Below are 12001 nucleotides of genomic sequence, written 5' to 3'. Positions count from 1 at the left end.
GGCACGGTGGCCGTACTGCCTAGTAGTACGGAGTTGAGTCACCCATGGCAGATCTGCTCGACGATCCCACCACCATGACGTTCACCGTCGCCCACGCCGCGTCCGCGGGCGACCAGGATCCCCCCGAACATCCCCGGCCCCTCGACGAGTCGACCCGTGCGCGCGCCCTGCTCGCGGCGCAGCCGGTCGTCGAGGGGCACGCGGAACCGCCCCGCGTGCTCGACCCGGACGACCTTGCGCCGGTCCGGGCGCCGGAGGCGGGAGCCCAGCTCTGGTCGCTGCGCGTGGGCGCGGACGAGGGCGTGCTCGGCACCCTGCGCCGGATCGACGCGGTCCGCGCGCTGGTGGCCGCCTTCCCCGAGGAACTGCGCCTGGCGCACACCACGTCGGAGATGGCCCATGCCCTCGCCTGCGGCCGGGTCGCGGCCCTGCTCGGGCCGGTGAGCTGGGAGGCGGTCGGCGGTTCGGTCGCCGCGCTCCGGGCGTACCACGCGCTCGGAGCACGGGCGGTCGGCCTCACCCGCTTCGACCGCTTCGCCCGTGAGGCGGTACGGGAGATGAACCGCCTCGGTCTCACCGTGGACCTCGCGGGGGCCGACCCGGACACCGTCCGTCAGACCCTCGCGGTCGGCCGGGCCCCGGTCCTGCTCACCCGCGCGGAACCCGACGGCATGCCGGACGACGTCCTGCGCCTGCTCGGCGAGCGCGAGGGTGTCTGCATGGTCCCGGTCACACCGGACGTGTCGGCGACGGCCGACGCCCTGGACCGCCTGCGTACCCTCGCGGGCCCCGGAGCGACCGGCATCTCCCACGCGACCGACCCGGCCACCGGCTACGCCCCGCTCTTCGCGGAGCTCCTCCGCAGGGCCTGGCCCGCCCGGGACCTGGTCGCCCTCGCGCACGGCAACGCCACGCGCGTCCTACGCGAAACGGAGTTCCACGCGAGAACGACGCGGCTGAAGGCCGCCTGAGCACGACGCAGGGGCCCGGCACGTCCACCGACGTTGCCGGGCCCCTGCCCGTTCGCCTCGTCCGCCCGCGCGCCCGTCAGGCCCGCGGCCGCCCCATCGCCCGGTAGGTCCAGCCCGCCTCGCGCCACCGCTCCGGGTCCAGGGCGTTGCGCCCGTCCAGGATCACGGGCGACGAGACGACCCCCGCCAGCTCCAGCGGATCCACCGCGTCGCGGAACTCCCGCCACTCGGTCAGGTGCAGCACCACGTCCGCCCCGCGCACCGCCTCGACGACCGTGTCCGCGTACGCCAGCGTGGGGAAGAGCCGGCGCGCGTTGGCCATGCCCTTGGGGTCGTAGACGGTGACCTGGCCGCCCTGGAGGTGGATCTGGCCCGCCACGTTCAGCGCGGGCGAGTCGCGCACGTCGTCCGAGTCCGGCTTGAAGGTCGCGCCGAGCACCGCCACCCGCTTGCCGAGGAAGCCCCCGCCCAGCGCCTCGCGCGCCATCTCCACCATGGAGGCGCGGCGCCGCATGTTGATGGAGTCGATCTCGCGCAGGAAGGTCAGCGCCTGGTCCGCGCCCAGCTCGCCGGCCCGCGCCATGAAGGCCCGGATGTCCTTGGGCAGGCAGCCGCCGCCGAAGCCGATGCCGGCCCGCAGGAACTTGTTGCCGATCCGCTCGTCGTGCCCGATCGCCTCGGCCAGCTTGGCGACGTCGCCGCCGGCCGCCTCGCAGACCTCCGCCATCGCGTTGATGAAGGAGATCTTCGTGGCGAGGAAGGAGTTGGCGGAGGTCTTCACCAGCTCGGCGGTCGGGTAGTCGGTCACCACGAACGGCGACCCCTCCGCCATCGGCACCGCGTACACGGTGCGCAGCAGCTTCTCGGCCCGCTCGCCGCGCGCGCCCTCGGCGACGCCGACCACGATCCGGTCCGGGTGCAGGGTGTCCTGCACGGCGAAGCCCTCGCGGAGGAACTCGGGGTTCCAGGCCAGCTCGACGCCCTCGGGCAGCAGTCCGGCGAGCCGCTGGGCCGAGCCGACGGGAACGGTCGACTTGCCGACGACGAGCGCGCCGTCGCGCACCACGCCGGACAGCGAGGCGAAGGCGGCGTCGACGTACGACATGTCGCAGGCGTACTCGCCGTGCTTCTGCGGGGTGTTCACGCAGACGAAGTGGACGTCGCCGAAGGCGCCGACCTCCTCCCAGGAGGTGGTGAACCGCAGCCGCCCGCTGGATCCCTCGATCCCGTCCACGTGCCGCGCGAGCAGTTCCTCCAGGCCCGGCTCGTACATCGGCACCCGGCCGGAGGCGAGCAGAGCGATCTTCTCGGGCACGACGTCGAGCCCCAGGACCTCGAAGCCGAGCTCAGCCATGGCCGCGGCGTGTGTGGCGCCGAGGTATCCGGTGCCGATCACGGTGATCTTGAGGGCCATGCGGGACTCCCTGTGCGTACGGGCGGGGAAATGCCTGCCCGAGCATAGTCGGGGCCTGGATCGCGGCCCGGTCACGCCCTACCCTTTGGGTTACTTAACGGTAGTTAGCAAGCCTGGGAGTGAGTGAGCGTTGGCGTCCGGAAAGAACAACTCAGCCGCTGATTTCGACCTGTACCGCCCGTCGGAGGAGCACGACATGCTCCGTGAGACGGTCCGTGCGCTGGCGGAGGCGAAGATCGCGCCGTTCGCCGCGGCGGTGGACGAGGAGGGCCGGTTCCCCCAGGAGGCCCTGGACGCGCTGGTCGCGGCGGACCTGCACGCCGTCCACGTCCCCGAGTCCTACGGCGGCGCGGGTGCCGACGCGCTGGCCACGGTGATCGTGATCGAGGAGGTCGCGCGCGCGTGCGGTTCCTCCTCGCTGATCCCCGCGGTCAACAAGCTGGGCTCGCTGCCGGTCGTGCTGTCCGGCTCGGAGGAGCTGAAGGCCACGTACCTCGGCCCGCTCGCCAAGGGCGACGCGATGTTCTCCTACGCGCTGTCCGAGCCCGAGGCGGGCTCGGACGCCGCCGGCATGAAGACCCGCGCGGTACGCGACGGCGACTTCTGGGTCCTCAACGGCGTCAAGCGGTGGATCACCAACGCCGGCGTCTCCGAGTACTACACCGTGATGGCCGTCACCGACCCGGACAAGCGCTCCAAGGGCATCAGCGCCTTCGTCGTCGAGAAGAGCGACGAGGGCGTCTCCTTCGGCGCCCCGGAGAAGAAGCTGGGCATCAAGGGCTCCCCGACCCGCGAGGTCTACCTCGACAACGTCCGCATCCCCGCCGACCGCATGATCGGCGCCGAGGGCACCGGCTTCGCCACCGCCATGAAGACCCTCGACCACACCCGCATCACCATCGCCGCCCAGGCCATCGGCATCGCCCAGGGCGCCCTCGACTACGCCAAGGGCTACGTCAAGGAACGCAAGCAGTTCGGCAAGCCCATCGCCGACTTCCAGGGCATCCAGTTCATGCTCGCCGACATGGCCATGAAGCTCGAAGCCGCCCGCCAGCTCACCTACGCCGCCGCCGCCAAGTCCGAACGACTCGACGGCGACCTGACCTTCTTCGGCGCCGCGGCCAAGTGCTTCGCCTCCGACGTCGCCATGGAGGTCACCACCGACGCCGTCCAGCTCCTCGGCGGCTACGGCTACACCCGCGACTACCCCGTCGAGCGCATGATGCGCGACGCCAAGATCACCCAGATCTACGAAGGCACCAACCAGGTCCAGCGCATCGTCATGGCCCGCAACCTCCCGTAAGGGAGGCGCACGAGCCGGTCACCGGTCAGCGGTCCGAGGTGACCGTGACCGGCTCGTCGTTGCGGATCTGCTCGACGAGCTGCTTCACCTTCGGCTTGTCCCAGCGCAGCGAGTTCTGCGGGGCGGAGCCGCTGATCGGCATGTTCATGGACTTGCCGTCGCCGCCGCTGATGCCCTTCATGGCGAAGAACATCTTCCCCAGGTCGTACAGCGACATGTCCTTGTCGACGATCAGCGTGTCCAGGCCCGCGCCCAGCGTCGGGTACAGCGCGAACGGGTTGAGGATCGTGCCCGGCGTCGCCGCCTGGTTGGCCAGGGCGGACAGGAACTTCTGCTGGTTCTTCGTCCGCGCCAGGTCCGACTCGGCGAACGCGTAGCGGGTACGGACGAAGGCCAGCGCCTGCTCGCCGTTGAGGGTCTGGGTGCCGGACTGGAAGTCCGCGCCGGACTTCTTGTCCTTGAAGCCCTTCTCGATGTTCAGCTCGACCCCGCCGAGCGCGTCCACGATGTTCGCGAAGCCGGCGAAGCCGATCTCCGCGTAGTGGTCGATGCGCAGGCCGGTGTTGAACTCCACCGTGCGGACGAGCAGCTCCGGGCCGTCCATCGCGTACGCGGCGTTCAGCTTGGAGCCGCCGCGCTCCGCGTACTTCTTGCCGGACTCCGAGCCCACGAACGACGGGATCGTCACCCAGGAGTCACGGGGCAGCGAGACCATCGTGTTCCCGCTGGAGCAGGCGGCGAGGATCATCATCGAGTCGGTCCGCTTGCCCTCGGCGGAGCCCGTGTGCAGCTTCTTCTTCTCCTCGGCCGACATGCCCTCACGGCTGTCGGAGCCGACGATCAGGTACGTGGTGCAGTCGCCCTCGGACGGGCGCTCGATGACCTTGGCCAGGTCGACCTCGTTGCGCATCCGCGAGCTGGCCCACGCGTAGGTGCCGACGCTCCAGCCGACCACGGCGATCGCCAGCACGATCGAACCGATCTTGATCCGGCGCCGCCAGTCGGGCCGGGCGCCGGGACCGCCGGCGGGGTGCGGGGCGTACTGCGGCGGCACGGTGCCCTGCCCGCCGCCCCGGCCGCCGCCCTGCGGGGCGCCGTACACCTGGGCGTCGCCGTAGCCCGAGTCGTAGCCGCTGCCCTGCGCCTGCGTGAAGTTGGGGTTGTACCCCTGGTCGTACTGCTGCTGCCCGTGCTGCCGCTGCCCGTACGGCGGCTGCTGAGGCTGCTGCTGGGGGACCTGCGGGCGCTGCACGTGGCGCATCCGGCGGGGTCCCTCGGGCTGGGCGTCGGGCCAGTCATTCATGTGGACCAGTCTGCCGTCAGGCCCGGTCGCCCCGACAGGCCGGGTGGGGAATCGGGTCGGCGCTGTTGCCAAGCTGATGCAAAGCGGACGGTGTCGGGACCGGGCGACGGACCAGGCATAAGGTAGAGCGCATGACAGATCAGGGCGACATCCCGGGCAAGCCCACCTCGGCGTCCCGCACCACGCTGAGCCACATCATGACCAGCCACGACACCAACCTCCTGGGCACGGTGCACGGCGGCGTGATCATGAAGCTGGTGGACGACGCCGCGGGCGCCGTCGCCGGCCGCCACTCGGGCGGGCCCGCCGTCACCGCCTCCATGGACGAGATGGTCTTCCTGGAGCCGGTCCGGGTCGGCGATCTGCTCCATGTGAAGGCCCAGGTCAACTGGACCGGCCGGTCCTCCATGGAGGTCGGCGTCCGGGTCATGGCCGAGCGCTGGAACGAGTCCACGCCCGCCACCCAGGTCGGCTCCGCCTACCTCGTCTTCGCCGCCGTGGACGGCGACGGCAAGCCCCGCCCCGTCCCGCCGGTCCTCCCGGAGACCGAACGCGACGAGCGCCGCAACCAGGAAGCCCAGATCCGCCGCACCCACCGCCTGGCCCGCCGCCGGGCGATCAAGGAACTCCGCGAACGCCGCGCGGCCGAGGGCTACGAGGACTAGGGCACGCCCCAGGGGCACGCCGAGGGGTTGCCCGCGGGCAACCCCTACGGGCACACCACCTGGTCCCCCGTCACCGCCTCGAACTGCCCCGACTGCGTCTCCCGCGCCCGGACCTTCGCGACCCCCTTGTAGTCCGCGCCCACCGTCACCCGCAGCGTCCCGCCCTGCCCCGGCACGGCCCGCAGCTCCGCCCCCGGCAGGGCCGCCGCGAGGGTCCGGGCCGAGCGGTCCCAGCGGGGGTCGAACTCGACGAGGGTCCGGCCCGGCTCCCGCCCGGACCCGGTCCGCGGCGCCCGGGTCGTCTCGAAGCCGCTCGCCCGCAGCGCCTCGTCCACCCGCCCGCCGAGCCCGTCGGTCCGGGTCCCGTTGTAGACCTGCACCCGGATCGACTTCGGCGCGACCTCCACGTCCACCGGCCGCGGCCCCTTCGGCGCGACCGGCTGCTGCGGGGTCAGCGGGTGGTCCTCGCGCAGCGACTGGAACAGCTTCTGCGCCTTGGCCGCGTCCCACTTCACGGTGGAGCCGATGCCCTTCACGGGGAAGCTCATCTGGCCGATCGGCACGGACACGAACTCCGACGAGGCCGGAGTGAAGCCGCGCATCGCCTTGGCGAGGGCCAGCATCTGCTCCGTACCGAAGCCCTGGTCCGCCCGGACCGAGCCCAGCGCGGTCGTCGCGACCTCCCGGAACCGCACCGGGTTGAACAGCACCCCGCCGCTGGTCAGCCGGTCGATCAGGGCCGCCAGGAACTTCTGCTGGCGCTGCATCCGCCCGATGTCGGCGGCGCCGTCGACATGGCGGGAGCGCACGTACTGCAGTGCCTGCCCGCCGTCGAGCTCGTGCGGCCCGGCCGCCAGGTCGAGCCCGGTGTACGAGTCCTTCATCGGCTTGGCGGTGCAGATCTGCACCCCGCCCACCGCGTCGACCGTCTTCATGAAGCTGGTGAAGTCGACCTCCAGGTAGTGGTCGATCTTCACCCCGGTCATCGACTCGACGGTCCGCACGGTGAGCCCGGGTCCGCCCTCCGCGTACGCGGCGTTCAGCTTCACCGGGTGCGCGTGGTGGTGCCGGCCGGTGGTCAGGTCGGTGTGCTCGGGCATCTCGGCGTACGAGTCGCGGGGCAGCGACACGACGCTCGCCCGCTCCCGGTCCTCGGAGATGTGCACCAGCATCACGGTGTCCGTGCAGTGGCAGGGCGCACCGCCGAGCCGGTACTTCGCCCGCTCCTCCGGGGTGATCCGGTCCCGGCCGTCGGTGCCGACGACCAGCACGTTCATCCCGTTCCCGGCCTGTGGGCGGTTCTTCATGTCCTTGAAGGGGTCGACCCGGGTGATGCCGGTGTCCAGGCTCGTCACGACGGCGTGCCCGATCCCCCCGGCGGCCAGCACGACCACCGAGAGCGTCGTCGCCATCCGCATCCCCCACCTCGGCCGCCTCGGCCTCCGCCGCTTCCCGGTCGGCCTCCGACGGGCTGGCACGGGGCGGGTGGCGGGCCGGGGACGGGGCGTGCGGGGCGGTGTGGGCACCGGGGGACACCTCCGCGGGTGTGACAAGGGGACCGTGAGCACCGTAGGCCCATACGATCAGCGCCACCCGCAAGCGGCCCCGGCGGCGCGCACCGGTGTCCCCCATTCGCGGTAACGTGGCGGACGATGAACGCCAAGCCCCCTGTCTCCGTGATCATGCCGGTCCTCAACGAGGAGCGGCATCTGCGCAACTCGGTCCGTCACATCCTCGAGCAGGAGTACGACGGCGAGATGGAGGTGGTGATCGCGCTCGGCCCGTCCACGGACCGCACCGACGAGATCGCCGCCGAGCTCGTGCGCGAGGACCCCCGGGTCCACACCGTGCCGAACCCCACCGGTCGTACCCCCGCCGCCCTCAACGCGGCGATCAAGGCCTCCCGTCACCCGATCGTGGTCCGTGTCGACGGCCACGGCATGCTGTCGCCGAACTACATCGCGACCGCCGTCCGTCTCCTGGAGGAGACCGGCGCGCAGAACGTCGGCGGCATCATGCACGCGGAGGGCGAGAACGCCTGGGAGGAGGCGGTCGCCGCCGCCATGACCTCCAAGATCGGCGTGGGCAACGCGGCCTTCCACACGGGCGGCGCCGCGGGCCCGGCCGAGACCGTCTACCTGGGCGTCTTCCGCCGCGAGGCGCTGGAGCGGCAGGGCGGCTACAACGTGGAGTTCATCCGCGCCCAGGACTGGGAGCTGAACTTCCGCATCCGCGAGGCCGGCGGCCTGATCTGGTTCTCGCCGGAGCTGCGCGTCCAGTACCGCCCCCGGCCGTCCGTGCGGGCGCTGGCGAAGCAGTACAAGGACTACGGCCGCTGGCGGCACGTCGTGGCCCGCTACCACGAGGGCTCCATCAACCTGCGCTACCTGGCGCCGCCGACCGCCGTCTGCGCGATCGCCGCGGGCCTGGTCGTGGGCGTCGCGCTCACCCCGCTCGGTTTCGTGATCCCGGCCGGCTACCTCGCGGCCATCGCCGCGGGCTCCGTCCCCGCCGGCAAGGGCCTCTCGCTGAAGGCCCGGCTGCAGATCCCGGTGGCGCTGGCGACCATGCACATGTCGTGGGGGTACGGCTTCCTCACCAGCCCGCGCTCGCTGGCGCGGAAGGTCATCGCGAGCAAGCGCCCCGCGGTGACGAGCGAGACGGTCTGAACGGACCCCACCCGCGTACGGCGACGGCCGGGCCCCCAGGAGGGGGCCCGGCCGTCGCCGTACGCGGGTGGGCGGGCGTCAGCTCTTGCCGTCCCACTTGTAGACGGAGTAGACGTCCATGCAGGCCACCTTGTCGTCGGCGCCCTCGGGCAGGTCGCCCGCCGCGAGCTGCGGCTTCTTGTAGGTGGTGCCCTCACGCCAGTCCGAGCCGATCACCAGGGTGACGGCCTCCGCCTTCGCGTCGGCGCGCACCGCGGAGTCCGGCAGGCCCAGGGACTTGGCCACCGCGGCGGCGTTCGCCTTGCCCTGGTCGCCGTCGGCCTTCGGGTAGAGGACCACGCTGTCCTTGCGCGGCTCCGGGGTCCGGGAGGACTCCGCCTGGCCGAAGCCCTTGCCGCGCAGGTGCTCGGCCATCGTGCCGGCCCGGCCCTCGGCGGCGGCCTGGCCGTCGCCCGCGGTGCCGTTGACGACCGTGACCTTGAAGGAACCGGGCTCCTCGGCGGGCGTCGTCGGCTTGGCCGAGGCGGTGCCCTTCGGCTTGCCGCCGGCCGTGTCGCCGTTCTTGTCGAAGGCGACGTCGTCGCGGAGCATCGACCACATCTTGTCGGCGGAGCTCTGCACCAACTGCAGCTTGTCGCGGTTCTGCGGCCACTCGACCGTCGGCACCGTCGCCGTCGTGAGCCGGTCCATCTTCACGTTCTTCAGCTGCATCGACAGGTCGAACAGCTTCTTCACGGTGCCGATCTCGTCCGAGACCTGGAAGGCCTTGGTCGCGACCTCGGCGAGGCCCATGAGGCGCCCGGTGTCGGTCCAGGCGTTCTGGCCCTGGAGCTTCTTCATCAGGCCGTTCATGTACATGTGCTGGGCCTTGGCCCGGCCCTGGTCGTTGCCCCAGGCGTGCCGGGTGCGCAGCCATTGGAGGGCCTGCTCGCCCTGGACGTCGGTGGTGCCCTTGGGCAGCTTCAGGCCGGAGCCTCCGTGCACCAGCCGGGTCGACCGGTCCCAGACGCCGGTCTTCACGCAGACCGGGACGCCGCCGACCTCGTCGGCCATCGACACCACGCCCGCGAAGTCGATCATCATCCAGTGGTCGATGTAGACCCCGGTGAGCTTCTCCCAGGTGGTGAGGGTGCAGCCGGGGCCGCCGCGGGCGAGGGTCTCGTTGATGGGCGAGCTGGTGGTGGCGGAGTAGCGCTTGCCGTCCTCGCCCCTGCACTCCGGGATCGGGACGATCGTGTCACGCGGTATGGAGACGATCGAGGCGTTCTTCCGGTCCGCGGAGACGTGCAGCAGCATCTGCACGTCGGCGAGGGCCGCACGGTCGCGGTCGCCCTTGCCGCCGCCGAGGGCCACGTTCTTGGCGTCGGCGCGGCTGTCGGAGCCGATCAGGAGGATGTTCAGCGCGGTGTCGCCGAGCGCGTTCGGGGCGCCCTTCCTGACGCCGCTGTCGCCGCCCGAACGCCCGCCGCTGCGGATGTTTCCGTTGAGGTGCTCGTAGTACAGGTAACCGGCGCCGGCCGTGCCGAGTATCAGCAGCGACAGCGTCGCCGCCACCCAGCGCAGCACCTTGCGCTTGCCGGGCTTCTTGGCGCGCCGGCGCGGGCCGCCGCGCCGGTGACCGGACCGGCCGCCGCCGTCACCGTCGCCGGAACCGCCGCCCCCGCGGCGCGACCGGGGCACACCGGCGCTCGGGCCGGCCTCCTCGTCGCCCTCGTAGAGGGTCTCGTCCCAGCCCAAGTCGCGGGCGTGCGGGGCGCGTTCTCGCGCCCCCTCCCGTCGCACGCTGCTCTGTCCCACCCCAGGTCTCCTCGTCATTCAGGTGCGGCCCAAGGCCGGATAGCTCGTCCGGGTCACTTCGCGCACACCTGCTTGTCTGCCGTCTGCGCACCTTCCGGCGCCTTCGCCGGTCCGGTGAGGGGCACCCCCGCGCCCTTGAAGTCCGCGCCGAGGACGAGCGTCATGGGCTCGCGCTCCCCGGCGTCCTGCGTGCCCGGCTTGAGAGCCGAGGCGGGCAGACCCATCAGATCCGCGAGCTTGCGGGCCTGATCGGCCTGGTTCGGTGCGTAGGTGAGCGTGGTCGCGGCCGCCTTCTCGGGGGCGTTGCTCTTGTTGGTCGACCTCGTCACGCCGTGCTCGTTCTGCAGCCAGTTGATGGTGGACTGCGCCGCACCGCGGATGCCGCTGCCGTTGTAGACGTCGACGCGGACCGCGTGGGCGGTGGAGCGCGTGCCCTTGAGGAGCGCCGCCTGGGCCTGAGCCTGGGCGTTCTTGGCGTCCGTCTGCTGCTTCTTCACCTCGGTGAGCGAGGTGTCGGACTGCATCATCGCGAAGAGCTGCGGGGCCTTCACCGGGTCGGGGACGACCGTGATCGGCTTGGGCTCGGCCGGGTTGTCGATGACCGGCAGCGTCATGAACGTGATGTTCTTGGTGTCGATCTTGGCGAGCTCCTCGGCCAGCCCCGTGAGCTTGGTGATGCTCCCTATGCCCGTGTCGACGGTGAGCGCGTTGGTCGCGGCGTCGGCGAGCGCGTACATCTTGGTCGGGGACGTCAGCGTGTCGTCCGACTTCATCTGCCGGATCATCGAGCTGAGGAACTGCTGCTGGACCTTGATCCGGTCCAGGTCGCTCTCGTTGCCGAAGCTGTGCCGGGTCCGGACGAAGGCGAGGGCCTGCTCGCCCTGGACGGTCGACTCGCCCGCCGGCAGGTTCAGCTTGGAGTCCTTGTCCTTCACGGGCTTCGCCAGGCAGACCTTCACGCCGCCGACGGCCGCGGTCATCTCCTTGACGGCGTTGAAGTCGGCCATCATGAAGTGGTCGACGGTCAGGCCGGTGAGTTCCTTGACCGTGCGCATCGTGCAGCCGGGGTCCCGGTCGGACTGGCCCAGGCTCACGTTGAAGCGGGTCTGGGTCTGCCCGGGAATGGTCTTGGTCGTGCCGTCCGGCAGCTTGGTCCGGCACTCGGGGATCGTGGTGACCAGGTCGCGCGGGATGGACATCGCCGTGGCGTTCGTCCGGTCCTTGGAGACGTGGAAGAGGATCGTGGTGTCCGCGTGGCCGGGGCTGTTCTTGTCGCCGTAGCCCGCGTTGCCCTCACCGGTCCGCTTGTCGGTGCCGATGAGAAGGATGTTGAAGGCCTCGTCCTTGCGGAAGCCGCCGCTGCCCGCGCCGGCCACGTCGACGGTCTTGATGTTGCCGTCGAAGTGGTTGTACAGCGCGTAGGCCCCCGCGGCGCCACCGACGAGCACGAAGGCCATCGTGCCGCCGGTCCAGATCAGGACCTTCTTCTTCCGGGACTTCTCGGGCCTGCGCTTGCGCCGGCCGACGGGCGGCTGCCCGCCGCCCGCGTCGGTGGTGCGCCGACGGCGCTGCCCGGGCACGGGCGGCGCGGTCTCCGGGGCAGGGGCGGCCTGCGGCTCCCGCCCTCCGCGGCCTCTCTGGCCGGGCGTGGTGCTGCGGGCACCCGGGCGCGGGTGGGACGGGGCCTGCTGCGACTGCCCAGCGGAGCGGTCCAGTCGCAGTTCGTAGTTGCCGGTCTGCGGGTTGAGCACCCACTGGTCGGCGGGGTCGATCTCGTCCGCCCGTCCACGGCTGTGCGCGTCCACGGTTACTAGAGTCCTCCGTCGGTGCCACACGCGAAGCGCCTCCCCCTCGGACGCTCGGTCGTTCGATCCTTCGA

At 71.5% G+C, this 12001-nt stretch carries 9 protein-coding genes; 4 read left to right on the top strand and 5 right to left on the bottom strand.

The window, feature by feature from the left end; genetic code table 11:
* Positions 1-44 precede the first annotated feature (44 nt).
* The gene (locus OG309_RS14480; protein ID WP_329421088.1) at positions 45-971 is read left to right on the top strand and encodes a membrane dipeptidase; all 927 of its coding nucleotides are present in this window, start codon (positions 45-47) and stop codon (positions 969-971) included.
* A 76-nt stretch (positions 972-1047) separates the two neighbouring features.
* Here the strand turns inward: OG309_RS14480 and OG309_RS14475 are convergent, their stop codons facing one another.
* Positions 1048-2385 carry a UDP-glucose dehydrogenase family protein gene (locus OG309_RS14475; protein ID WP_329421086.1) on the bottom strand — a complete coding sequence of 446 codons (1338 nt, stop codon included), beginning with the start codon at positions 2383-2385 and terminating at the stop codon, positions 1048-1050.
* 130 nt (positions 2386-2515) lie between these two features.
* On the opposite strand from OG309_RS14475, the gene OG309_RS14470 reads away from it, so the two are divergent.
* Complete coding sequence (locus tag OG309_RS14470) at positions 2516-3688, top strand: acyl-CoA dehydrogenase family protein (RefSeq protein WP_329421084.1); 1173 nt, start codon at positions 2516-2518, stop codon at positions 3686-3688.
* Between the two features lie 25 nt (positions 3689-3713).
* Here OG309_RS14470 and OG309_RS14465 read toward each other — a convergent pair whose 3' ends face one another.
* Positions 3714-4991: an LCP family protein gene (locus OG309_RS14465; RefSeq protein ID WP_329421082.1), complete on the bottom strand. Its 1278-nt coding sequence runs from the start codon at positions 4989-4991 to the stop codon at positions 3714-3716.
* Positions 4992-5122: 131 nt separating this feature from the next.
* On the opposite strand from OG309_RS14465, the gene OG309_RS14460 reads away from it, so the two are divergent.
* The gene (locus tag OG309_RS14460) at positions 5123-5656 is read left to right on the top strand and encodes an acyl-CoA thioesterase (protein ID WP_329421081.1); all 534 of its coding nucleotides are present in this window, start codon (positions 5123-5125) and stop codon (positions 5654-5656) included.
* Positions 5657-5700: 44 nt separating this feature from the next.
* Here the strand turns inward: OG309_RS14460 and OG309_RS14455 are convergent, their stop codons facing one another.
* Positions 5701-7182 (bottom strand): LCP family protein, encoded by a 1482-nt coding sequence (locus OG309_RS14455; RefSeq protein WP_443067566.1) that lies wholly within the window; start codon positions 7180-7182, stop codon positions 5701-5703.
* Positions 7183-7308: 126 nt separating this feature from the next.
* On the opposite strand from OG309_RS14455, the gene OG309_RS14450 reads away from it, so the two are divergent.
* Positions 7309-8325, top strand: a complete 1017-nt coding sequence (locus tag OG309_RS14450; RefSeq protein WP_329421077.1) for a glycosyltransferase family 2 protein — start codon at positions 7309-7311, stop codon at positions 8323-8325.
* Positions 8326-8403: 78 nt separating this feature from the next.
* Here the strand turns inward: OG309_RS14450 and OG309_RS14445 are convergent, their stop codons facing one another.
* Both OG309_RS14445 and OG309_RS14440 read right to left on the bottom strand, forming a co-directional pair.
* Positions 8404-10122 (bottom strand): LCP family protein, encoded by a 1719-nt coding sequence (locus tag OG309_RS14445; RefSeq protein ID WP_329421076.1) that lies wholly within the window; start codon positions 10120-10122, stop codon positions 8404-8406.
* Between the two features lie 53 nt (positions 10123-10175).
* Positions 10176-11927, bottom strand: coding sequence for an LCP family protein (locus tag OG309_RS14440; protein WP_329421074.1), 1752 nt, complete (start codon positions 11925-11927; stop codon positions 10176-10178).
* Between the last annotated feature and the right edge of the window lie 74 nt (positions 11928-12001).

Source organism: Streptomyces sp. NBC_01268, from assembly GCF_036240795.1.
In the GTDB taxonomy this organism is placed as follows: Bacteria; Actinomycetota; Actinomycetes; order Streptomycetales; family Streptomycetaceae; genus Streptomyces.
Note: the sequence above shows the minus strand (reverse complement) of the source record. Positions and strands in the feature narration are given on the sequence as shown.